The organism is Nonomuraea spiralis (assembly GCF_014648435.1).
In the GTDB taxonomy this organism is placed as follows: domain Bacteria; phylum Actinomycetota; class Actinomycetes; order Streptosporangiales; family Streptosporangiaceae; genus Nonomuraea; species Nonomuraea spiralis.
On the sequence record NZ_BMRC01000008.1, the window covers coordinates 329,709 to 353,059 of the forward strand.

Annotated in this window: 23 protein-coding genes; 15 read left to right on the top strand and 8 right to left on the bottom strand. The window is 69.5% G+C overall.

The genetic code is table 11. The annotated features are described in order from the left end of the window. The first annotated feature begins 1 nt into the window (after position 1). From IEZ27_RS22110 to IEZ27_RS22145, 8 genes are all read left to right on the top strand, one after another. On the top strand, positions 2-1,330 hold the full coding sequence (locus IEZ27_RS22110; protein ID WP_189648955.1) for an ABC transporter substrate-binding protein: 1,329 nt from the start codon (positions 2-4) through the stop codon (positions 1,328-1,330). A 12-nt stretch (positions 1,331-1,342) separates the two neighbouring features. After that, the gene (locus IEZ27_RS22115; RefSeq protein WP_189648956.1) at positions 1,343-2,719 is read left to right on the top strand and encodes an ABC transporter permease; all 1,377 of its coding nucleotides are present in this window, start codon (positions 1,343-1,345) and stop codon (positions 2,717-2,719) included. Further along, positions 2,716-3,615: a carbohydrate ABC transporter permease gene (locus IEZ27_RS22120; RefSeq protein WP_125631726.1), complete on the top strand. Its 900-nt coding sequence runs from the start codon at positions 2,716-2,718 to the stop codon at positions 3,613-3,615. Before IEZ27_RS22115 ends, IEZ27_RS22120 begins: the two co-directional genes overlap by 4 nt. A gap of 82 nt (positions 3,616-3,697) precedes the next feature. Further along, positions 3,698-5,071 (top strand): M1 family metallopeptidase, encoded by a 1,374-nt coding sequence (locus tag IEZ27_RS22125; protein ID WP_189648957.1) that lies wholly within the window; start codon positions 3,698-3,700, stop codon positions 5,069-5,071. 69 nt (positions 5,072-5,140) lie between these two features. Further along, entirely contained in the window at positions 5,141-5,818 is a 678-nt protein-coding gene (locus tag IEZ27_RS22130) for a uracil-DNA glycosylase (RefSeq protein WP_125631730.1), read from the top strand. Between the two features lie 10 nt (positions 5,819-5,828). Beyond that, complete coding sequence (locus tag IEZ27_RS22135) at positions 5,829-6,158, top strand: hypothetical protein (protein ID WP_125631732.1); 330 nt, start codon at positions 5,829-5,831, stop codon at positions 6,156-6,158. Between the two features lie 102 nt (positions 6,159-6,260). Next, on the top strand, positions 6,261-6,551 hold the full coding sequence (locus IEZ27_RS22140; RefSeq protein WP_125631734.1) for an MTH1187 family thiamine-binding protein: 291 nt from the start codon (positions 6,261-6,263) through the stop codon (positions 6,549-6,551). A gap of 747 nt (positions 6,552-7,298) precedes the next feature. Further along, positions 7,299-8,894, top strand: coding sequence for an FAD-dependent monooxygenase (locus IEZ27_RS22145; RefSeq protein ID WP_189648958.1), 1,596 nt, complete (start codon positions 7,299-7,301; stop codon positions 8,892-8,894). Between the two features lie 107 nt (positions 8,895-9,001). On the opposite strand, the gene IEZ27_RS22150 is transcribed toward IEZ27_RS22145, so the two are convergent. From IEZ27_RS22150 to IEZ27_RS22170, 5 genes are all read right to left on the bottom strand, one after another. Then, positions 9,002-9,940, bottom strand: coding sequence for a hypothetical protein (locus tag IEZ27_RS22150; RefSeq protein WP_189648959.1), 939 nt, complete (start codon positions 9,938-9,940; stop codon positions 9,002-9,004). Positions 9,941-10,079: 139 nt separating this feature from the next. Further along, positions 10,080-11,792, bottom strand: a complete 1,713-nt coding sequence (treZ, locus tag IEZ27_RS22155; RefSeq protein ID WP_189648960.1) for a malto-oligosyltrehalose trehalohydrolase — start codon at positions 11,790-11,792, stop codon at positions 10,080-10,082. Continuing rightward, the gene (gene treY / locus IEZ27_RS22160) at positions 11,782-13,932 is read right to left on the bottom strand and encodes a malto-oligosyltrehalose synthase (protein ID WP_189648961.1); all 2,151 of its coding nucleotides are present in this window, start codon (positions 13,930-13,932) and stop codon (positions 11,782-11,784) included. The genes treZ and treY overlap by 11 nt, the downstream gene beginning before the upstream one ends. Then, on the bottom strand, positions 13,925-16,018 hold the full coding sequence (glgX, locus tag IEZ27_RS22165) for a glycogen debranching protein GlgX (RefSeq protein ID WP_189648962.1): 2,094 nt from the start codon (positions 16,016-16,018) through the stop codon (positions 13,925-13,927). Before glgX ends, treY begins: the two co-directional genes overlap by 8 nt. 224 nt (positions 16,019-16,242) lie before the next feature. Continuing rightward, entirely contained in the window at positions 16,243-16,515 is a 273-nt protein-coding gene (locus IEZ27_RS22170; RefSeq protein ID WP_189648963.1) for a hypothetical protein, read from the bottom strand. Positions 16,516-16,883: 368 nt separating this feature from the next. Here IEZ27_RS22170 and IEZ27_RS22175 point away from each other — a divergent pair, with 368 nt between their 5' ends. From IEZ27_RS22175 to IEZ27_RS22195, 5 genes are all read left to right on the top strand, one after another. Then, complete coding sequence (locus tag IEZ27_RS22175; protein WP_189648964.1) at positions 16,884-17,732, top strand: helix-turn-helix domain-containing protein; 849 nt, start codon at positions 16,884-16,886, stop codon at positions 17,730-17,732. Positions 17,733-17,907: 175 nt separating this feature from the next. Continuing rightward, entirely contained in the window at positions 17,908-18,111 is a 204-nt protein-coding gene (locus IEZ27_RS22180) for a DUF397 domain-containing protein (protein ID WP_189648965.1), read from the top strand. A gap of 166 nt (positions 18,112-18,277) precedes the next feature. Next, the gene (locus IEZ27_RS22185) at positions 18,278-18,493 is read left to right on the top strand and encodes a DUF397 domain-containing protein (protein ID WP_125631759.1); all 216 of its coding nucleotides are present in this window, start codon (positions 18,278-18,280) and stop codon (positions 18,491-18,493) included. Between the two features lie 79 nt (positions 18,494-18,572). Beyond that, complete coding sequence (gene mscL, locus IEZ27_RS22190) at positions 18,573-18,992, top strand: large conductance mechanosensitive channel protein MscL (RefSeq protein WP_189648966.1); 420 nt, start codon at positions 18,573-18,575, stop codon at positions 18,990-18,992. Between the two features lie 67 nt (positions 18,993-19,059). Next, positions 19,060-19,638: a hypothetical protein gene (locus IEZ27_RS22195; protein WP_229824214.1), complete on the top strand. Its 579-nt coding sequence runs from the start codon at positions 19,060-19,062 to the stop codon at positions 19,636-19,638. Here the strand turns inward: IEZ27_RS22195 and IEZ27_RS22200 are convergent. After that, on the bottom strand, positions 19,629-20,546 hold the full coding sequence (locus tag IEZ27_RS22200) for a threonine ammonia-lyase (RefSeq protein WP_189648967.1): 918 nt from the start codon (positions 20,544-20,546) through the stop codon (positions 19,629-19,631). The genes IEZ27_RS22195 and IEZ27_RS22200 overlap by 10 nt on opposite strands. Positions 20,547-20,612: 66 nt before the next feature. Here IEZ27_RS22200 and pip point away from each other — a divergent pair, with 66 nt between their 5' ends. Then, positions 20,613-21,572, top strand: coding sequence for a prolyl aminopeptidase (gene pip, locus IEZ27_RS22205; RefSeq protein ID WP_125631765.1), 960 nt, complete (start codon positions 20,613-20,615; stop codon positions 21,570-21,572). Here the strand turns inward: pip and IEZ27_RS22210 are convergent. Together IEZ27_RS22210 and IEZ27_RS22215 are read right to left on the bottom strand one after the other, a co-directional pair. Further along, on the bottom strand, positions 21,538-22,086 hold the full coding sequence (locus tag IEZ27_RS22210) for a phosphatase PAP2 family protein (protein WP_189648968.1): 549 nt from the start codon (positions 22,084-22,086) through the stop codon (positions 21,538-21,540). The genes pip and IEZ27_RS22210 overlap by 35 nt on opposite strands. A gap of 86 nt (positions 22,087-22,172) precedes the next feature. After that, positions 22,173-22,475, bottom strand: a complete 303-nt coding sequence (locus tag IEZ27_RS22215; RefSeq protein ID WP_125631769.1) for a hypothetical protein — start codon at positions 22,473-22,475, stop codon at positions 22,173-22,175. A gap of 79 nt (positions 22,476-22,554) precedes the next feature. On the opposite strand from IEZ27_RS22215, the gene IEZ27_RS22220 reads away from it, so the two are divergent. Next, positions 22,555-23,349, top strand: coding sequence for a universal stress protein (locus IEZ27_RS22220; protein WP_229824215.1), 795 nt, complete (start codon positions 22,555-22,557; stop codon positions 23,347-23,349). The last annotated feature ends 2 nt before the right edge of the window (positions 23,350-23,351 follow it).

Consider the following 23,351-nt stretch of genomic DNA (forward strand, 5'->3'; position numbering starts at 1 on the left):
CATGCGTAAAGCCAGAGCAGCAGTGATCCTGGCAGGGCTCGCGGTAGCCGTCGCCGCCTGCGGCAACGCCCCGACGACGACGACCCCCTCCGCCTCGGAGTCGGCACCGGCCAGCCCCGCCGGCGGCGCCAAGACGCTCGAAGGCGTCAAGATCGAGGTCGCCGCCAAGTGGACCGGCGCGGAGCAGAAGAACTTCGAGCAGGTGCTCAAGGCCTTCACCGACAAGACGGGCGCCACGGTCACGTACGCCTCCACCGGTGAGGACACCGGCGCCTACCTCGGCCCGCGCATCCAGGGCAAGAACCCGCCGGACGTCGCGATCCTCCCGCAGCCGGGTCTGGTTCAGCAGTACGCCAAGCAGGACGCGCTCAAGCCGCTGACCCCCGAGGTCACGCAGGAGATCGACACCAACTACACCCCGTACTGGAAGGAGCTGGGCTCCGCCGACGGCAAGGTGTACGGCGTGCTGATCAAGGCGGCGCACAAGTCGCTGGTCTGGTACCGCTCCGACGCCTTCGAGGAGGCCGGCGTTCAGGTGCCGACCACCTGGGACGAGCTGATCAAGGCCGGTCAGACCATCGCCGACTCCGGCACCCCGCCCTTCTCCCTCTGCGGCGCCTCCGGCTGGACGCTCACCGACCTGTTCGAGAACGTCTACCTGTCCACCGCCGGCCCGGAGAACTACGACAAGCTCTCCAAGCACGAGATCCCCTGGACCGACGCCAGCGTCGCCACCGCCCTGGAGAAGATCGCGCAGATCGCCGGCAAGAAGGAGTTCGTGCTCGACGGCTCCTCCGGCGCGCTGCAGACCGACTTCCCGACCTGCGTGACCAAGGTCTACGGCAACAAGAAGGCCGCCATGGTCATCGAGGCCGACTTCGTGGCCACCCAGGCCACCCAGGACGGCGCCAAGGTCGGCGAGGGCGCCAAGTACTTCCCGTTCCCGAAGGCCGGCGACACCGCTCCGGTCGTGCTCGGCGGCGACGTGGCCGTGGTCATGAAGGACTCCCCCGGCGCGATGGCCCTGGTGCAGTTCCTGGCCTCCAAGGAGGGCGGCGAGATCTGGGCCAAGCTCCCCGGCTACCTGTCGCCCAACAAGAACGTCTCCCCCGACAACTACCCCGACGAGCTGACCAAGCAGCTCGGCCAGACGATCGTCTCCGCCGGTGACGCCGTCCGCTACGACATGTCCGACCTGGCGCCGAGCGCCTTCGGCGGCACGGACGGCAAGGGCGAGTGGAAGGTGCTGCAGGACTTCCTGCGCAACCCCAGCGACGTCAAGGGCGCGCAGGCCGCGCTCGAGGCCGAGGCCAAGAAGGCCTGGAAGTAAAGAGGTAAGGCCGTGACCGAACGGTTGGACGGCCCGGCGGTCCCGCCCGCGAAGATCGCGGGCGGGCCCTCCGCAGGACCGGCTGAAACCCCCCGTACGAGACGACGCCTCGGCCCATCGCCGGCGGTCGCCATCGCCTTCCTCCTGCCGGCGGCTCTGCTGCTCGGCGTCTGGGTGGTCTACCCCATCGTCTACTCCATCTTCCGCAGCCTGTTCGACTCGTCGGGCAGCGGGTTCGTGGGGCTGGGCAACTACGCCACGATCTTCAGTGACGGCGGCATGCTCGTCACGATCCGCAACAACCTCATCTGGGTGGTCGTGGCGCCGATCGTGGTCACCACGCTCGGCCTGATCTTCGCGGTGCTGACCGAGCGCATCAGGTGGTCGACCGCGTTCAAACTGATCGTGTTCATGCCGATGGCCGTCTCGCTGATGGCCGCCGGCGTCATCTTCCGCCTCGTCTACGAGGAGGACCCCGACAAGGGGCTGGCGAACGCCGTGCTCACCACCGTGCACGACACGTTCTCCTCCTCGCAGGGTTATCCCGAGGCCCGTCCCCGCACCGGCGACCAGTCGCCGGTGAACGAGCAGAACGGCGCGGTCGTCACCAAGCAGCCCGTCCAGGCGGGCACGCCGGTGCTGATCCCGATCGTGGGCGTCAAGCCGCAGATCATGCCGTCCAACGCGCAGCCGGCCCGCGCCCCCTCGGGCGGCTCCGCGGTGTCCGGGACGGTGTGGTTCGACTTCACGCAGGGCGGCGGCGGCCAGAGCGGCGCCGTGGACCCGACCGAGAAGGGCCTGCCCGGCATGACGGTCGAGGCGGTCAAGGACGGCCAGGTCGCGGGCACCGCCACAACCGCCGCCGACGGCTCCTTCACCTTCACGGGCCTGCCGGCCGGCTCCTACGTCGTACGGCTCCCGCAGTCGAACTTCCAGGCCAGCTACGGCGGCCTGACCTGGCTCGGCCCGGCGCTCATCACGCCGGCGATCATCGGCGCGTTCGTCTGGGTGTGGGCCGGGTTCGCGATGGTGCTGATCGCGGCCGGACTCGCGGCCATCCCGCGCGACGCGCTGGAGGCCGCCCGCATCGACGGCGCGACCGAGTGGCAGGTGTTCCGGCGGATCACCGTGCCGCTGCTGTCGCCGGTGCTGCTCGTCGTCTTCGTGACGATGATCATCAATACGCTGAAGGTGTTCGACCTGGTCTACATCATCGCGCCGGCCTCGGTTCAGCCGCAGTCGAACGTGGTCGCGCTGGAGATGTGGCGCGTGTCGTTCGGCGGCGGGAACAACCAGGGGCTCGGCAGCGCACTCGCGGTGTTCCTGCTCATCCTGGTCCTTCCCTTCATGATCATGAACATCCGCCGGTTCAGGAGGGAAGACTCATGACGACCGCGACCGTGACCGCAGCCCACAGGCGGGAGTCGGGCGCGCCGCGCAGGGGCCTGGCGGGCCGGATCGTGGACCGCCTGGGCGGCGGGGCCGTCCAGGTGATCATGATCCTGCTCGGCCTGTTCTGGCTGGTGCCGACGCTGGGCCTGCTGGTCGTCTCCATGCGCACCGTGAAGGTGAACAACGCCGAGGGCTGGTGGACGATCTTCACCAAGCCCGCCGAGCTGACCCTGGCCAACTACAAGAACCTGCTGGCCAGCGGCTTCACCTCGTCGTTCTGGAACACGGTGGCCATCACCGTGCCGACCACGGTCCTCGTGATCGGCATCGCGGCCATGGCGGCGTACGCGTTCGCGTGGATGGAGTTCCGCGGGCGGGACACGGCGTTCCTGGTCGTGGTGGGCCTGCTGATCGTGCCCATCCAGATCGCGCTGATCCCCGTCGCGGCCTTCTACGGCGGCATCGGGATCTTCGGCACGATCCCCGGCGTGGTCCTCTTCCACACGGCGTTCGGCCTGCCGTTCGCGATCTTCCTGCTGCGCAACTTCTTCGTCGGCATCCCGGCCTCGCTGCTGGAGGCGGCCCGGATGGACGGCGCACCGGAGTGGAAGATCTTCGCGCAGGTCGTGTTCCCGCTGGGCAAGCCGGCGATCGCCTCGCTCGGCATCTTCCAGTTCCTGTGGGTGTGGAACGACATGCTCATCGCGCTCGTGTTCGCCAACACCGACAACCAGCCGATGACCAAGGCCCTGCAGTCGCAGATGCGGCAGTTCGGGTCGAACGTTGACATCCTCTCCTCCGGCGCGTTCCTGTCGCTGATCATCCCGCTGGCGCTGTTCTTCGCGTTCCAGCGGTACTTCGTCCAGGGCATGATGGCCGGTTCCGTCAAGTAGGCCATTCCCGGCGGGCGCCCGCCTCCCGAGGGGGGCAGGCGGGCGCCCGTAACAGGTTCGACCGAACCTCCGATGATTGTTCATGAAGCGTCTCCTCGCCCTGGCAGCAGCGGCCTTCATCTCCTTACCCCTCCCCCCCGCCGTCGCGCTCGGCGGCAGCCCCGGCGCTCCCGGGGCGGGCGACCCGTACTTCCCCGACCAGGGGAACGGCGGCTACGACGCCGGCCACTACGACCTCGCCCTCGACTACGACCCCTCCTCGAACGTCCTGACCGGCGTCGCCGCCGTCACCGCCCGCGCCACCCAGGCGCTGAGCCGCTTCGACCTCGACCTCGTCGCCACGCTCTCGGTGCGCTCGGTGACCGTGGACGGCCGGGCCGCCGCCTTCGCGCGCAGCGGCTCGGAGCTGATCGTCACCCCCGCCGCCACGCTGGCCTCCGGACGAACCTTCTCCGTCGTCGTCCGGTACGACGGCCGCCCCACGTACGTCCTCGACCCCGACGGCTCAAGGGACGGCTGGATCCGGACCGGCGACGGCGTCTTCAACGCCAACGAGCCCCAGGGCGCGATGACCTGGTACCCCGGCAACCATCACATGACGGACAAGGCGACGTACCGGTTCGCGGTGACCGTCCCCAGCACCAGGGTCGCGGTGGCCAACGGGGACCTGGTGTCGCGGACCTCGGCCGGCGGCCGGACCACGTACGTGTGGGACGCCCGCGAGCCCATGGCGAGCTACCTGGCCACGGTGACGATCGGGAAGTTCCGGCTCACCGACACCAGGGTCGGCGGCTACCGAGTGATCACCGCCGTGGACCCCAAACTGGCCGACAAGGCGACGGACTTCGCCGAACGCCACGCCCCGGTCCTCGACTACTTCAGCTCCCTCTTCGGCCCGTACCCCTTCTCCTCCACCGGCGGGATCGTGGACCACGCGCCGAACGTCGGCTACGCCCTGGAGACCCAGACCCGGCCCATCTACCCGGTGGCGCCGAGCGACTCGCTACTCGCCCACGAGCTGGCCCACCAGTGGTTCGGCGACTCGGTGACACCCACGCTGTGGCGCGACATCTGGCTGAACGAGGGCTTCGCGACGTACGCCGAATGGCTCTGGCTGGAGAAGATCGGCAGCCGTACCGTGCAGACCTCCTTCGACAGCGTCTACGCCAAGCCCGCCGACGACGAGTTCTGGCAGATGCCCACCGCCGATCCCGGCGACGCCGCCGGGCTCTTCCACGACCCGGTCTACGACCGCGGCGCCGCGACCCTGCACGTCCTGCGCCGGACCGTCGGCGACGAGGCGTTCTTCACGATCCTGCGCACGTGGGCGAGCGAGCACCGGTACGGCAACGCCGACACCGCCGCCTTCGTCGCCCTGGCCGAACGCGTGTCCGGCAAGCGGCTCGGCCCCCTCTTCGACGCCTGGTTGTTCCAGCCTGGCAAACCGGCCTTGTGATCATTCCGGTACGGCTTGCCCACCCGTTTGGGCGGCAAGCCGTACCAGACCTAGATAAGCTTCACGGCCATGGCCGGTCGTCCTTTGCATGAAGTCGTCGAAGCCGGATGGGCTCAGGCTCTTGAGCCCGTATCCGAGCAGATCTCCCTGATGGGTGAGTTCCTCCGCAAGGAAATCGCCGAGGGCAGGCAGTACCTGCCTGCGGGTCCGAACGTCCTGCGCGCGTTCAACCAGCCCTTCGACGACGTCAAGGTGCTGATCGTGGGGCAGGACCCCTACCCCACGCCCGGCCACCCCGTCGGGTTGTCGTTCTCGGTGGCGCCCGAGGTGCGGCCGCTGCCCGGGAGCCTGCTCAACATCTACAAGGAGATGGAGGCCGACCTCGGCCTCCCCCGCCCGGCCAACGGCGACCTGACCCCGTGGGCCGAGCAGGGTGTGCTGCTGCTCAACAGGGTCCTGACGGTCCTGCCGGGCAAGCCCGCCTCCCACCGGGGCAAGGGCTGGGAGCAGGTCACCGAGCAGGCGATCCGCGCGCTCGTGGCCCGCGACAAGCCGATGGTCGCCATCCTGTGGGGCCGTGACGCCCGCAATCTCGCGCCGATGCTCGGCAGCGTGCCGCGCATCGAGTCGGCGCATCCGTCCCCGCTGTCGGCGCGCAGCGGCTTCTTCGGCTCGCGGCCGTTCAGCCGCGCCAATGAGCTGCTCACCCAGCAAGGCGCCGCACCTGTCGAGTGGAAGCTGCCCTAGCATCGTCGCCATGAGTGATGAACCGAAGTTCCTGCGCCTTACGGTCGAACTGACCGTCGAGGTGCTCGACGTGAACGCGCTGCAGGCGGCGGCGCTGGCCGAGATCAGGCATCCCGACGCCGACCTCAGCGACGAGGAGCGTTCGGAGCAGGCCGACCTGGTCAACTCCGACGAGACGGGCGCCTCGGCGCTGCAGTGGCTGATCGAGCCCGACCACGTGCTGCAGCTCGTGGACCACATCACCGAGATCGAGCCCCGCGAGGCCGTTCTCGGGGTGGAGCCGTCCGAAGGGCCGAGCGAGGACGAGGACGAGGAAGAGCACGACCACGACCACGTGTGACGTACGGCGATCAGCCACGGCGCCCCACCCGCGTCGTGGCTCTTCGCCCCGGCTACGATCGATCCCATCCAGCCGCATTCCGTCACACGAGGGATCTGTCGCATGATCGTGGCATTCTCCATCACCCCGCTGGGAGTCGGCGAGGGAGTCGCCGAACCGGTCGCCCGCGCCGTCAAGGTGGTGCGCGACAGCGGCCTGCCCAACCGTACGGACGCGATGTTCACCACGATCGAGGGTGAGTGGGACGAGGTGATGGACGTGGTCAGGCGCGCGGTGGACGCGGTGGCCGAAGTCGCCCCCAGGGTCAGCCTGGTCCTCAAGGCCGACCTCCGCGCCGGCGTGACCGACGGCATGACCACAAAACTGGAATCCCTCGAACGCCACCTCTCCTAACTCCCGCCACCATTCCGGCGGCGAGCCCGCACAACGCCCCCGGATCGCCAGCGAGCGGGGCCGGGATGCGGTGAGGCACAAGTTCGCACCTGGCGACCACCTCCCAGCAGGCCCCCAGGCCGCTTCAACACCCGTCGAACGACGCTTCCCCCGTACACCCCGCCCGCACGGGCCGGGATCACCCCTCGGCCTGCGAACCTCCAGACCGGGTGTGCAGCGGTGAGGCCCGTACGGCGGCCCCCAGAGGGGCACCTCGGGCTGGAGGGCTGGGAGGGCGCTGGTGGGTGTTGTGAGGCTGAGGTTCGCGGGTGGCGGGGTGTTGGGAAGGCCAGGCCACACACGCTCTCGGGTGGTCTTCTCCCCGGCACGTAGGTCTGCGGCACGGGTGCGGCGGATGCCCGCCGACGCCCTGAAAGCCCCAGCACGAAGACGCCTTGCAACCACCTTCAACCTCAGCACGAGGCCCGTCACACAGTCGCCTGCGTCCAGCCACGGGTTGCGTCCACGGCTCCCGGGGCGAGGCCGGTTCGCGGCCTCAACCGCGTGAAGCGTCGCCCGATAGACGCCCCCAGCCCGATTTCCAGAGGCTCGCGAGTGCCACCTGCGAAAGCGCTCGCAGTACGTGGATAGCTGAAAGGTCCGATGACTTTGGTAAATCGCGATATGTCTTGACCGCCATCCAGACGCGACATATCGTGTCGCTCGGACGTCGAACGCGATACTACTTGTCCCCCGGAGGTGGAGGCAATGAGACAAGAGCGAGTGCCGGTCCTGGTGGTCGGCGGCGGGTACGCCGGTCTTAGCGCGGCGGCGCTGCTGGCGTGGCGTGAAGTCCCCGTCATGCTGGTCGAACGGCACCCGAGCACGTCCATCCAGCCCAAGGCGTTCGGCATGGGACCGCGAGCGGTCGAGCTGCTGCGCCCGCTTCCAGGGATCGAGCAGACGTTCGCCGACATCTGGACGGGCATCGGCGACTCCATGCGGATCGCGATCGCCAAGTCGCTGGCCGACCCCGACCCGAACATGATCTTCGAGGACCAGGGCGAGTTCGAGGCCCTCGCCGACCTCACCCCCGTGCCCCGGGTGGGCGCCCCCCAGTCGGAGGTCGAACGGGTGCTCCGCGCCTACGCCGAAGAGCTCGGAGCCGACCTGCGTTTCTCCACCGAGCTGATCTCCCTCGACCAGGACGACGACGGCGTCACCGCCGTGATCCGCGCCGCCGACGGCGTCGAGACCGTCGTACGGGCCGACTACGTAGTGGCGGCCGACGGCCACCGGAGCCCGCTGCGGGAACGGCTGGCCGTCCCCACCTCCGGCAAGGGCGACCTCGTCCAGATGCGGTCGATCATGTTCGACGCCGACCTGACCGGCCTGGTGAACGAGCGCGAGGTCATCGTCTGGTATCTCCAGAACGGCACGTTCACCGGCGTCATCGTCACCGGCACCGGCGTGGGCGCGCACGTGCTCGGCGTCAACCAGGACCTGTCGAAGGACGGCGGCGACCTCACCGAGGAACGCTGCGTCGAGCTCGTCCGCGTCGGGACCGGTGTCCCCGACCTGGACGTGCAGGTGCTGGACACGGCGACGTTCAGCCTGGCTCACGTGGTGGCCGACACCTACCGCGCCGGCCGTGTGTTCTTCGCCGGCGACGCGGCCCACACCATGCCGCCCACCGGCGGCCAGGGCGGCAGCACCGCCCTCCAGGACGGCTGCGACATCGCCTGGCGCCTCTGGCTGGTGATCAGCGGCCAGGCCGGCCCCGGTTTCCTGGACACCTACGACGCCGAACGCCGCCCGATCGGCAACCTGACCGCCGACGCCCAGCTCGCCAACCTCGCGGTACGGATGCCCGTGGACGAACGCACCGACCATCCCGAGCCCCTGGACGACTTCCTCCAGGCGATGCTCGGCTACCGGTACCACTCGACCGCGGTCCTGGAGGAGCCCGGCGACGACGGCTCCCTTCTGGAGGACCCGCGCATCCCGAACGGCCGCCCCGGCAGCCGCGCCCCGCATGTGGCGCTCGACTGGGAGGGGCAGCGCATCTCGACCATCGACCTGTTCGGCTCGGGGTTCGTCCTGCTGGCCGACAAGAGCGGGGGCCAGGTCTGGATGGACGCCGGCCGCGTGGTCAAGGAGCGGCTGGGCCTCCAGCTCACCCGCATCCTGGTGGACGACGAGCTGATGGACGTGGAGGGCCGCTGGCGCGACCGGTACGGCGTGCGCGAGGGCGGCGCCGTGCTGGTCCGCCCCGACGGGTACGTCGCCTGGCGCACCCCGCACCCCACCCCGGACCCCACGGCCACCCTCGAACAGACCTTCGTCCGCGTCCTCAGCCGCTGAAGCACCCCGGCGAACTGGACGCCGGGCACCTGGACCCCGGCGAACACCCCTGCGAACACCCTGGCGAACACCCCGGTCACCGTCGCCGCCACAGCCCCGTGAAGTGCTCATGCCGCGAGGGCCGGTCGCACGTCGTGGGCGGTGCAGAGCCAGTCGTTGAGTGAGCCGGTGAAGCCCGAGGGCGGACCGACCCTGAGGCAGGTGAGCCGGCCGGTGCCCGGCGCGGGGCCGACCTTCAGGCGGCGGATGCGGCCCGTCCTGCCCGGCTCGCCCCGCTCCGTCTCGCAGGGGGTCAGCCGCACGCCGAAGGGCGGGCCGCCCCGGAACGGGCCGGACGGCTGGATGCGCAGGAGGTCGTCGATCTCGTGGCAGGTGGCGAGCGGGTGGGCCTTCAGGTGGGCGAGCTGGTCGGCGACCAGGCGGTGGGCCACCGAGCGCAGGAGGCCGGTCGCGCACCGGCTGTGGGCGCAGGCGACGCCGTCGAGGGTGATCTCCGGCAGCGCGAAGCGGCTCAGGCCGCGCGAGGTGACGCGCAGGCAGTCGCACTCCGCCGTGCCGGACGGGTCCCACGGCGGGCAGGTGGCGTCGCCGTGGACCTGCGTGTCCCAGGTGAGCCAATGGTCGCCGAGGCGGAAGTCGCGCGGCTCCCCCGGCTCCCGGGGGCAGGCGGGGACGGCCGTGGCGGTCAGCGGGTCGATCAGCAGCCCGTCGCACTGGCGGGCCAGGGCGCGGGCCACGGCTCTGGCCACCTGTACGGCGCCGGGCAGCCGACGCGGGGGCGCGGTGGTGGACACCAGCACGTGTTCCCCGGCCCGGCGCAGCCTCCGGCGCTCGTCGCCCTGAAGGGTGATCTCGGCGGATCGCCAAGGGGACGGACGGTGGGAGACCACCAGGGCCGGCGGGTCGTCGAGCGCGTCCCGGGCCGCCTTCCTGTACGGCCCGGGAACACGCCACGGCACGAACCTGTCGACGTCGAACGGCAGTTGCTCCACGGCTACGACGAACAGGGAGGTCAGCTCGGCGGGGAGCGGCAGGACGATCTTCATGAGGTGCCTCGCCTTCGAAAAACGTGGTGAGGCACCCAGGATCCGCAACCGGAACCATCCCGGCGCGACCGAACCCCGTTCTGGGGACAACGCCCCCAGCCCGCTCACCCCCTGTGGACAGCACAGCCCCGCAGGACGCTCAAGGAATCGTGCGGCAGATGGCGAGGGCCTGGCCCGGCAGGCGCAGGCCGTCGGGGCCGGAGGCCACGGGGTCGTCCGAGGCCAGCAGGACGGTCGCGCCCGCCGGCGGCAACGTCAGCGTCTCCGGGGAGAAGTTGACGCTGACGCAGACCGTCCCGCGCCACATGATGAGCCACTTGCCGTCCGGGTCCGCCTCCACCCGCACCCGATCCAGCCTGGGGTCCGACAGCTCGGGCAGCGCCTTGCGGAGGGCGATCAGGTCCCGGTACCAGCACAGCAGTGACCAGTTCTCCTCCTCCTTGAGCTCGCTCCAGTCCAGCTTGGAACGCAGGAACGCCTCCTCCTCGGACGGGTCGGGCGCGTCCCAGGTGTAGCCGAAGCCGTCGAACTCGCGCTCGCGCCGCACACCCTCGCTCTCCCGCAGCGCGGGCTCCACGTGGTCGGAGAAGAACAGGAACGGCGTGCGCGCCCCCCACTCCTCCCCCATGAACAACATCGGCGTGAACGGCGAGGTCAGCAGCAGCCCGGCGCCGAGCTTGAGCGCGGACATGGGCAGCCGGTCGCCGCCGGGCCGGTTGCCGATCTGGTCGTGGTTCTGCAGGCAGGCGATCAGCCGGTGGCCGGGCACGCCGGTGAAGGGCTGCCCATGGGTCCGGCCGCGGAAGCCGGAGTGTCCGCCGTCGTGCAGGACCCCCTGGGTCAGCACCTTGACCAGCGCCGACGGGTCGGCGAAGTCCTCGTAGTAGCCGTGGCTCTCGCCGCTGACGGCGGTGTGCAGGGCGTGGTGGACGTCGTCGTTCCACTGGGCGCTCATCCCCAGGCCGCCGGCCTCCAGCGGGCGGACCATACGCGGGTCGTTGAGGTCGGACTCGGCGATCAGCGTCAGCGGCCGGCCGAGCGAGCAGGCCAGTACGTCCACCTCCTCCGACAGCTCGGCCAGCAGGTGGCGGGCGCGTTTGTCGTGCAGCGCGTGGACGGCGTCCAGCCGCAGGCCGTCGATGTGGTAGTCGCGCAGCCATTGGACGGCGTTGCCGATGAAGTACCGCCGCACCTCGTCGGAGCCCGGTCCATCCAGATTGACCGCTTCACCCCAATAACTACCAGCAAAGCCGGAAAAGTACGGACCAAAGGGCCGCAGGAAGTTGCCGGACGGCCCCAGGTGGTTGTAGACGACGTCCAGGATGACGCCGATCCCGGCCCGGTGGCAGGCGTCCACGAACGACTTCAGCCCGTCGGGCCCGCCGTACGTCTCGTTGACCGCGTACAGGTCGACGCCGTCGTAGCCCCAGTTGCGCCCGCCGGGGACGGGGGCGACCGGCATGATCTCCACGAAGTCCACGCAGAGCTCGACCAGGTGCTCCAGCCGCTCGGCGGCCGCGGCGAACGTGCCCTCGCCGGTGAACGTGCCGACGTGCAGTTCGTAGATCACCGAGCCGCGCAGGTCGCGGCCCTTCCACTCGTGGTCGGACCAGGTGAAGCGGGCGTGCTCGTAGACCGCGCTCGGTCCGAACACCCCCTCGGGCTGCCGGCGGGATCGCGGGTCGGGGTAGGGTCCGTCGCCGTCGACCACGAAGGCGTACCGGGTGCCGTGGCCGGCCTCGGCGACCTCGGCCCACCACCAGCCCCTCTCCCCCGGGGACATCGGCCGGCGTCCGTTCGGAACGTCGACCTCGACAGCCGTGGCCTTCGGTGCCCAGACCTCAAAGATCATGTCGCTCCAGGAGTGAGACGGGGTACTGATCGAGCAGTCGAGCCAGTGGAACCGTCCCCGAGTGCGGCTCGCCGGTGAGCAGATCGCGCCAGGAGCCGGCGGGCAGCGTCAGGGAGGTGTCGCCCCACACCGAGCGGCCGGCGACCGCGGACCGGCGCGCGAGGCGTACCGGCAGCCTGGTGGCGACGGCCACCGCCCGCGGGCCTTCGCCCCGGGCGAAGGCGATCGCATGCTCGGCCGCCTCCCCCTCGGCCCGCAGCGGCAGGTACGGCGCCGCGCCCCCGAGCCGCCTGCGCAGCCGCAACGCCTGGGTGGTCACCAGCAGCTTGGCCGCGTCCCAGGAGGTCTCGGGCTTGCGCGGGTACGTCACCGGCCGCCGGTTGTCCGGATCGACCAGCGAGAAGTCGGTGGTCTCGTTGCCCTGGTACACGTCGGGCACCCCGGGCATCATGAGCTGCACCAGCTTGGCCCCCAGCGAGTTCGACATCGCGAACGGCTCGACGCGCTCGGCGAACTCCCCGACCGGCAGCCGCACGGCCGCCCGCGCGAACTCCCGCAGCCGCCGCTCGTAGTCCGCGTCCGGACGCACCCATGAGATCGCGGTCTTGGCCTCGCGGGCCGCTTTGAGCAGGTATTCGGTGAACCGTTCGGCCGAGATGGGCCAGGCCGCCATGAGGTTCTGCCAGGCGAGGTAGTCGAGGTGGGGGTCGAAGGCCACCTCACGCGACCATTCGGACACGGCGGACGCCCACTCCCCGGGCATCTCCGACAACACCGACAGCCGGGCGCGTACGTCCTCGGACCGTTTGGTGTCGTGCGTGGACAACGTCGTCATCGTGTACGGCGACATCTCCCCGCAGAAGTCGTGGAACTCCTCCACCGGTACGCCGAACAGGTCGGGCTCGCCGCCCACCTCGTTGAGGCACGACAGCGGGTACCACCGGTACAGCGCGGTGTCCTCCACGCCCTTGGCCATGACGGGCCCGCACGTCTGCTGGAAACGTACGATCGCCTCCGGCGACCCGTACAGGACCTCCCGGACGAGCGGCAGCACGGCGGGCGAGCACTCGTCGGCGGCCAGCTCGACGATCTCGACCGACTCCGGCGGCGGCTCCTCCCCCGGCGTCACGTACGCGCGGTAGAGCGGCATCGCGGCCAGCAGCTCCGACACCACGGCCGGATCGCGGCCCGTGACCCTGGCCAGGCGGTTGACCTCGGAGCCGAAGAACAGGCCGAGCACGTCCCGCTTGGCCTCGGCCATGACCGGACGGTATTCCTCCGGCTGCCCGGTCAGCTCGCTGAACAGCCGGACCAGCGGTTCCTTGCCCGCCGGATCGACGAACAGGCCGTTGACCCGGTTGAGCACGTCGTAGCCCGTCGTGCCGTCGCAGGCCCAGTCGGGCTGCAGCCGCTCGGGGCCGATGAGGATCTTCTCCACGACCGTCCAGTGGCCGCCGGACCTCTCGCGCAGCCGGTCGAGGTAGCCCCGCGGGTCGGCCAGGCCGTCGGGATGGTCGACGCGCAGCCCGTCGACCAGGCCCTCGTCGAGCAGCCAGAAGATCACCTCGTGGGTGGCGAACAGGACCGCCGGGTCCTCCACCCGCAGCCCGATCAGCGACGACACGTCGAAGAAACGCCGGTAGCCGGGCCCCTCGCGCCAGTCGACCAGCCGGTAGTGGCCCGGGTAGGGGAAGGCGTGCTCGTGGTAGCGCAGGATGTCGCCGTCGACCACCGGCTCGGTGTCGTCTCCGAGCACCGGCAGCGCGACCTTCCCCTCCACCCACTCGATGTCGAACCAGTCCGCGTACGGCGAGCCGGGCCCGTCCTTGAGCACCGACCAGAACTGGGCGTTCATCGTGTTCATGTGGTTGGGCACGATGTCGACGACAATGCCGAGGTCGTGCGCGGCCAGTTGCTGGGCCATCTCGCGGAAGCCGGTCGCCCCGCCGAACTCGTCCCTGATCCTGGAGTGGTCGACGACGTCGTAGCCGTGCCGCGACTCCGGCGTGGACTGCAGGATCGGCGACAGGTAGACGTGGCTGACGCCCAGGTCACGCAGGTAGCCGGCGATCTCGGCGACCTGCGCGAAACCGAAGTCGGGGGTGAGCTGCACCCGGTACGTCGAGACCGGTCTAGACACGGCGCAACACCCGCACACTGCGTCCGGGGACCGCGATGGCCTCGCCCGCGCGAACCATCCGCACGTCGAGCCTGATGGGCATCGCGGTGTCGATCTCGGTGTGCCACATCTCGCCGTAGTCCTCGGGGATCGTGAACTTGATCGTGTCGTGGTGGGCGTTGAACAGCAGCAGGAAGGAGTCGTCCCGGATCGGCCGGCCGCGCCGGTCGGGCTCGGTGATGGCGTCGCCGTTGAGGAAGACGGCCAGCGACTTGGCGTAGCCGACGTTCCAGTCGCCGTCGGTCATCTCCTCCCCGGAGGGGGTGAGCCAGGCGATGTCGTTCAGGCCGCGTACCGGTTTGCCGTAGAAGAACCTCCTGCGCCGGAAGACCGGATGTTTCTTGCGCAGCGCCGCCAGCTCCTGGGTGAACTCCAGCAGCAACCAGTTCTCCCTGATGTCGGACCAGTCGACCCAGGTCAGCTCGTTGTCCTGGCAGTAGCCGTTGTTGTTGCCCTTCTGGGTGCGGCCCAGTTCGTCGCCGTGCGAGAGCATCGGCACGCCCTGCGACAGGAACAACGTGGTGAGGAAGTTGCGTTTCTGCTGCTCGCGCAGCGACTCGATGGCCAGACTCGCCGGGCCCTCCTCGCCGCAGTTCCACGACCTGTTGTCGTCGGTGCCGTCGCGGTTGCCCTCCTTGTTCGCCTCGTTGTGCTTGTTGTCGTACGAGACGAGGTCCTGCAGCGTGAAGCCGTCGTGGCAGGTCACGAAGTTGATCGAGGCGGCCGGGCGGCGGCTGTCGTCCTTGTACAGGTCGCTCGACCCGGTGAAGCGGGAGCCGAACTCCGGCAGTGTGGCGGCCTGCCCGCGCCACAGGTCGCGGATCGTGTCGCGGTAGCGGCCGTTCCACTCGGTCCAGCGGGAGGGGAAGTTGCCGACCTGGTAGCCGCCGGGGCCTACGTCCCAGGGCTCGGCGATGAGCTTGACCTGTGACAACACGGGGTCCTGCTGCACCAGGTCGAAGAACGCGCTCAGCCGGTCGACCTCGTGCAGCTCGCGGGCGAGGGTGGAGGCGAGGTCGAAGCGGAACCCGTCGACGTGCATCTCGATGACCCAGTAGCGCAGCGAGTCCATGATCATCTGTAGGACGTGCGGCGAGCGCATGAGCAGGCTGTTGCCCGTGCCGGTGGTGTCGACGTAGTACCGCTTGTCGTTCTCGACCAGGCGGTAGTAGTTGCTGTTGTCGATGCCCCTGAACCCGAGTGTGGGCCCCAGGTGGTTGCCCTCGGCGGTGTGGTTGTAGACGACGTCGAGGATGACCTCGATGCCCGCCTCGTGCAGGCTGCGCACCATCGCCTTGAACTCCAGTACCTGCCCGCCGCGCTGGCCGGTGCTGGAGTAGCGGTTGTGCGGGGCGAAGAAGCCGATGGAGTTGTAGCCCCAGTAGTTGGACAGGCCGCGCTGCTCAAGGATGTGGTCGGTGACGAACTGGTGCACCGGCATCAGCTCCAGCGCCGTCACGCCCAGCTTGGTGAGGTGGTCGAGGATCTCGGGGTGGCCGAGCGCCGCGTACGTGCCGCGCAGGTGCTTGGGGATCTTGGGATGGCTTATCGTCAGCCCCCGCACCTGGGCCTCGTAGATCACCGTGTCGTGGTACGGCGTCGCGGGCGGCCGGTCGTGCCCCCAGCCGAAGAACGGGTTGATCACGATGGACCGCGGCACGTACGGGGCCGAGTCGGCGTCGTTGCGCGTGTCCGGCTGGCCGAACCGGTAGCCGTAGACCGCCTCGTGCCAGTCGACACCGCCTTCGATGGCCATCGCGTACGGGTCGAGCAGCAGCTTGTTCGGGTTGCAGCGCAGCCCGCGCGCCGGCTCGTACGGCCCGTGCACCCGGTAACCGTAGCGCTGCCCTGGGCCGATGCCGGGCAGGTAGCCGTGCCAGATGAATCCGTCGACCTCCGACAGCGGCACCCGCGACTCGACGTTGTCCTCGTCGAACAGGCACAGCTCCACCGCGTGGGCGACCTCGGTGTAGAGCGAGAAGTTCGTGCCCGCACCGTCGTAGGTCGCCCCGAGCGGGTAGGGGTCTCCAGGCCAGATCTCGATCATCGAGGCTCCCTTGCGGTCTCTCCCCATGTTCCGTTCCCCTGCTCCGCCGGACAAGGCCACCCTGTTCCTTCCCACGCCCGCGTCCGGATTACTCCGGAAACAGGAGTGAGCCGCCTCCGACGGCGCGGTGTCGAAGGCGGCTCACGTATGCGGCCCGGCCGGACGTCGTCGTCCGGCTTCCGGATCCGGTGCGCGGCCCCTGCGCGCCGGATCCGCCCCCGCGATCAGGACAGGCGAACCCTCCCGAATCCCCGGCAGGCCCGGCAGTCGCCCCGGCTCGTCATCCCGTCGCCGCCGCAGGCCGTGCAGCGGACGTACAGGTCGAAGTCGGGGTTGCGGTAGACGCGGACGAGCGGGGCGGGGCGGCGTACCCGCCACCCCTGCGACCTGGCCCGCTCGTCCAGTGCGTCGAAGGCCCAGTGGTCGAGCTTGCCGAGCAGCGCCTCCGCCAGGCGGCCGTACGTCCGGCGCAGCGCGCCCGGAGCCGCCCGCCCCATGGCTAAATTGCTAACATTCATAGCGAACCAATCCTTGTGCTCTGGCAGGAGCGATTGATCGTGGAGCTGGGCCGATGAGACGACATCGGCCCAGCTTTATGTGACGTACGGCCTCTGGTGAGCCATCACGTCAGGGAATGAACGCGGCATTTCGTTCTCTGGTGGTTTTGATCAGATCCCCCCTGGGCATCTCCCCTCTCCTATGACGTTGACGGGGTTTTACCCCTCTAAGACCACGAACCCACCCCGATTTGGCACTTGCCATAGGAACGTGCCGGTGACGATTACCTAACGCACATGCCTTCGAAAGAGAACCCGGGGGTACGCTCCGGGCAACCGGCCGCTGCGCTGGAAGGGAGTGTGCGGCGATGAGCATCCCCAACCCGACGCTCCGGCAACGACAACTGGCGATGCGGTTGCGCGAGCTGCGCAACGAGAAGAACCTGAGCATCGCCGACGTCGCGCAGCAACTCCTGTGCTCGCCGGCCAAGATCAGCAGGATCGAGACCGCGCAGCGCGGTGTGAGCCTGCGTGACGTACGCGACCTGTGCCGCCTGTACGAGGTCTCCGCCGCCGAGTCCGCCCAGCTCATGACGCTCGCCAAGGACGCCAGGCAGAAGGAGTGGTGGCAGTTCTACGACAACCGCGAGCTGCGGCAGATGCTCGGCCTGGAGGCGGAGGCCAGCGCCATCACCGAGTACGAGATCACCACCGTGCCCGGCCTGCTCCAGACCGAGGACTACGCCCGTGCCGTCATCCGCGGCTGGCTGCCCCGCATCGCGCCCGACGTGCTCGACGACCGGGTCAAGGTCCGGATGAAGCGCCAGGAGTGGCTGTACCGGGCCGACACCCTGCGCTACTGGGTCCTGCTGGACGAGTCGGTGCTCTACCGGCACGTGGGCAGCCCGCCGACCATGCTCGACCAGCTCGACCGGCTCGTCGAGCTGAGCGAGCTGCCGCACGTCACGATCCAGGTCATTCCCTTCACGGCGGGGGCGCACGTCGGCTTCGACAGCACGTTCCGGCTCATGGAGTTCGACCATGACTCCGGCATCGCCGACACCATTTTCGTGGAACACCAAATGGGCCTTTTCTACCTTGAGGCCGATAAGGTGGTCAGACGGTTCCGTGAGATCATCGACCATCTGCGGGCCGAAGCCCTGGGCATCCAGGAGTCGCGGCGGCGAATTACCGAAATGGCCGCAAAGTTCGCATAGCACTCCGTCACAGGACGATCTCGATTTCTCGGCCACCTGGCACGACGCCCTCGACACCATCCGGACCTCGCTCTTTTGGCAAGTGCCAGATGCTACTGTTCGTGCATTGGGATGCCTCCGAACTCCATGAGATCGCCGCGTCCGCCGACAATTGTTCATGAACGAGGGGGAGACAATGACGTCCGACCGCCCGAGCGTCCAAGCAGCTCCGCAGTGGCGTGCCGCGTCCCGCTGCAACAACGGAGAATGCGTCGAGGTCGCGCTTCTGTCCCCCGGCCGGGTCGGCGTACGGGACAACAAGAATCCGGGTGGCCCGGTCCTGACATTCACCACCGGCGAATGGGACGACTTCCTGCGCGTAATACGCCAGTCCCGTTGAGCGCACGCGCTTTCTCTTCCGGCGGTCGTCCCTGCGGACGCCCGCCTTTTGTTTTGGCCCGCTTCGAAGGCCGTCGCGCCCGCTCCTGTCACCTGGTCATCCTCGGCTGTCAAGGTAAAATCACCTCGGCTCACTACCTCTACAGCCGCCCTTCAGGAGGTAATGGATGAAACGCCCACCTGCCCTTGACCAGGCACGATGGCAACGGTGCAACAATGGCGACTGCGTCGAAGTCACCATGCTCGCCGACCGGGTCTGGGTGCGGGGAAGCCAGGACGCCAGCGGAGCCGTCCTGTCGTTCACCATCGACGAGTGGACCGCGTTCCTCGACGGCGTGCGGCGCGGCCACTTCGATCTCGAACGGCTCGCGCCCCAGGTCTGACCGGCCACAACGTTCTCATCGAGGTCTGTCGGGGGCATTCGGGGTTTCAGGCCGCGGCCCCCGGCAATATGCCGACTCCATGGGCGGATTCAAGAAGTTCTTACTCCGGGGCAACATCGTCGAGCTGGCGGTCGCCGTGATCGTCGGGGCCACCTTCAGCGGGCTCGTCCAGGCGCTGGTCGCCGATCTCATCACCCCGCTGATCGGCGCGGTGAGCGGGGGCCGGCAACCGAACTTCGCCGAGTACTCCTTCACCGTCAACGGCAGCGAGTTCAAGTACGGCGACTTCCTCAACCACCTGGTGACCTTCCTGGTCATCGCGGCGGTCGTGTACTGGCTGGTGGTGGCCCCCATGACCCGGCTGATCGGGCTGTTCGACCGGGACCGGGCCGCGACGACCAAGGAGTGCCCGGAGTGCCTGTCGGAGATCCCGGCCGAGGCCAGGCGGTGTGCGCAGTGCACGTCCGAGCTGGTGCCGGAGTCCGAGAAACCGCGCTGAACCGTACATCACGGACTCTTGACCCCAGTGACGCACCGGCGGGGTGGACGTTCGGCAAGATGGACCGATGAGCGTTGAGTTGATGGTCTGGGACGAGCCTGTGCCGATCAGCCGGGACCAGGCCCGGGCCACATATCTGGCGGTGAAACGGGGCGACCCGGTCGAGGGGGACGTGCCCGACGTCGCCAAGGAGCTGCCCGGGGAGGTCACCCTGTACCCCGGGCACGTGCTGGTGACGATGGACCTGGACACGATGGACGAGAGTTCGGCCCAGGTGTTCACCGCCGCCCGCGCCCACGGCCTGGTCTGCTACGACCCCCAGCGCGACCTGGTGCACAACGTGGCCCCGCTCGGCGTCTACCAGGGCATGCAGCTCCACACCGGCGACGGGATGGTCGTCCACGACCCCGACCTCGGCCTGATCCGCGACGTCCTGGCCACCCTGTCCCCGCAGAACCCGTTCGTCGCCCTGGTGAGCTTCGGCCACCATTTCATCCAGGTCTCGCCCGGTTACGAGCTGGAGTACAAGGAGGGCACGATGGTCCGCGCGGTCGTGCCCGACCTGGCCGAGGTGCAGCAGGCCTTCCACGAGTACGCCACCGGCGAGCGCGGCTTCCTGACCCGCCACTCCTGGGCTCAGGCGTAGATCCGCGCGAACAGCTCAGGATCGACGTTGCCCCCGGACACCACGGCGACCGTGCGCCCGGCGGGCACCCGGCCCGACAGCAGGGCGGCCGTGGCCGCCGCCCCGCTGGGCTCGGTCACCAGCCGGGCCGTGCGCGCGAGGTGCCGTACGGCCCCGCGCAGCTCGTCCTCCGACACCGTGACGATGCCTTCGAGGTGCTCGCGCAGGTGGGCGAAGGTCAGCTCGGACACCCGGTTCACCCGCAGCCCGTCGGCGATGGTCCGGAACGTACGGGAGGTCTCCCAGGTCACCACGCGCCCGGCCGCCAGGCTCTCGGCGGCGTCGGCGGCCAGTTCGGGCTCGACGCCGTACACGCGGACGTCGGGCCGCAGCGCCTTGACCGCCGCCGCGACTCCGGAGGCCAGCCCGCCGCCGCTGACCGGCACGAGCACCACCTCGACGTCCGGCAGGTCCTCGACGATCTCCAGGCCGATCGTGCCCTGCCCGGCGATGATCGCACGGTGGTCGTACGGCGGCACGAGCGTCAGGCCGCGCTCGGCCGCCAGCCGCTCGGCCATCACCTCGCGCTGGTCGGGCGGCACGACGACCACCTCGGCGCCCCACCCCTCGATCGCCGCCTTCTTGACCGCCGGGGTGCCCTCGGGCACGACCACCGTGCAGGGCACGCCGAACTCGGCGGCCGCGCAGGCCAGCGCCTGCCCGTGGTTGCCGGAGGAGTGCGTGACGACGCCGGAGGGACGCAGTACGGCCAGCGCGTTGTAGGCGCCGCGGATCTTGAACGAGCCGACCGGCTGGAGGCTCTCGGGCTTCAGCCAGGACTCGCCCATCCGCAGGAGCGGGGTACGCACCGCGATCCCCTTGATCCGCTCGGCCGCCTCGCGGATGTCGTCGATCGTCACAAGGTCCATACGATCACTCTAGGCTCGGACCGGCACAAAACGGAGAGCCCCTGCTCCATGGCAGGATCGCGGAACATGAGAACTCTGTACCCGCCCATCGAACCCTACGACTCCGGCCTGCTCGACGTGGGCGACGGCAACCAGATCTACTGGGAGGTCTGCGGCAACCCCGACGGCAAGCCGGCCGTCATGCTGCACGGTGGCCCGGGCGCCGGGTGCAGCGAGAAGCACCGCCGGCAGTGGAACCCCGAGCTGTACCGGATTGTCCTGTTCGACCAGCGCAACTGCGGGCGCAGCCTGCCGCACGCCAGCGACCCCGGCACGTCGCTGGCCGCCAACACCACCTGGAACCTGGTGGCCGACATCGAACGGCTGCGCGAGCACCTGGGCATCGACAGGTGGCAGGTGTTCGGCGGCTCGTGGGGCAGCGCGTTGTCGCTGGCGTACGCGCAGACGCACCCCGACCGGACGACCGAGCTCGTCCTGCGCGGCATCTTCACGCTGCGCCCGCACGAGCTGCGCTGGTTCTACCAGGAGGGCGCGAGCTACCTGTTCCCCGACCTGTGGGAGTCGTACGTGGCGCCGATCCCCGCCGAGGAGCGCGGCGACCTCATGGCCGCCTTCCGCGCCCGGCTCGAAGGCGACGACGACGCGGCCCGGCTGACGGCGGCCAAGGCGTGGGCCGAGTGGGAGGGCGCCACGATCACGCTGCTGCCCGACCCCGACCTGGTGGCGGAGTTCGGCGAGGACAAGATGGCGGTGTCGTTCGCGAGGATCGAGAACCACTACTTCCACCACGGCGGCTGGTTCGGCCCCGAGCAGCTCATCAGGGACGTCGACAAGATCCGGCACATCCCGGCGGTGATCATCCAGGGCCGCTACGACGCCTGCACGCCCATGGCCACCGCCTGGGACCTGCACAAGGCGTGGCCCGAGGCCGACTTCCAGGTGGTGCACGACGCCGGGCACGCCTCGACCGAGCCCGGCATCGTGGACCGGCTCATCGCGGCGACAGACGGCTTCGCGCGAGCCTGACGGCGGGGGTGACCGCGCCGACCAGCAGCAGCGCGAACAGCGGCGCGAGCACCAGGCCGAGGAGGAAGCCGCCGGCGACGTCGTGCGGGTAGTGCACGCCGACGAACACCCGCGAGAAGCCCATCACCGCGGCCAGCGGCAGGACCACCCAGGCCAGGGCGCGCCAGGCCAGGATGAGCGTGCCGGCCGCGCCCGCGGCGATCACGGTGTGGTTGCTGGGGAAGGACCAGTCCGTCGAGGGCGGGCAGGCCGCGATCGTGGCGATCCCGCCGCGGCACGGCCGGTCCTCCCGGACCAGCACCTTCACCCCCTCGCTCACGACATACGCGCCCACCACCCCGGCCGGGCCGGCGATGGCGAGCGCGAGGTCGCGGGCGGGGGCCTGGCGCGCCCGCCACCAGCAGACGACGAACAGCGCCGCGAAGACGAACAGGCCGGCGTCCGTGCCGATCTCGGCGAGGGTGTGCAGCCACCCGGGCGTGGTCAGAGCGAAGTCGACGATGTCGCGGTACACAGGTGTCCAATCCGTGAACGGGTAGTGGACACGACCTTATGGACTTTGATCGTCAAATGCTTCGACCGAAAGGTCGAAGCAGGGTCTTACGCAAGATACTGGCGCATGAGGAGAGTGCGCTTCTGCTCCAGCTCACCTTCGGTGATGAGACCGCGGTCGAACGCCTCGGTGGTGGCGTCACGCTCGGCCATGTAGTACGCGGCCATGATCTCGCTGCGCAGCGGGGTGAACCCGCGCTCCACGCAGTCGGAGAAGACGGTGACCTTCTGCTCGACGGCGTCGGCGCGTACCGTGCAGGTCAGGTCGTACGCTTTGAGCTGCTGAACCGCTTCACGAAGCGTGACCGGACCGAGGGACCCGTTGAAACGGGTATCAAGAGTGATCTTCACTATTTTTACGCCTCCATTCGGTTGAAACGCATCGGACAAGGCCGCGTATTCCCTGCTCAGAGCGGGTAAGAGGGCAAACGTGATCGGAGAGCACGTGATCGTCGGCTACAGCAACGACCCGGGGGGACGTGACGCGCTCGCGCTCGGAGCGGCCATCACCCGGATCACCGGAGGCGAGCTCACGGTGGCCTCGATCTACCCTCCGGGCAGCCCGGGTCTGGCCGTGGAGGCCCAGGCCAACCTCGCGCACGCGGCCGAGGAACTGGGCATCGTCCCGGCCGAGTACATGGCGTTCGAGAGCCGGGGCACCGGCCGCGGGTTGTCGGTGCTGGCCAGCCGGATCAGGGCCGACCTCATCGTGCTCGGCTCGGCGAGCGGCGGCCAGTACGGCCGCATCGCCGTCGGCAGCGCCGCCGACCACCTGCTGCACCGGTCACCGGAGGCGGTGATGCTGGCGCCCTCCGGTTACGTGCCGCCCGAGGAGCCGGCCAGGCTCACCCTCGCCTACGTCCACCGGCCGCAGTGCGACGCGGCGGTCGAGCGGGTGGCGCAGGCGGCGCTGCGGCTCGACGTACCGCTGCGACTGATCACCCTCGACCTGCGCACCGAGGACCAGGGCAAGCTCCGCGACGACCTGGCGCTGGCCGTACGGCTGGCCTGGGAGAGCACCGGCCTGGAGGCCGAGTCGGAGGTGGCCGAGGGCCACGACGTGCCGGCCGCGCTGAAGGACGTGGAGTGGCTGCCGGGCGAGCTGCTGGTCTGCGCCGCCGGCGAGGACGCCCAGCCCCACCGGGTGTTCCTGGGCGAGCTGGCCATGAAGGTGCTGAGGTCGTCGTCCTGCCCGGTCACCGTGCTGCCGAGGGGCTTCTCCTAAGC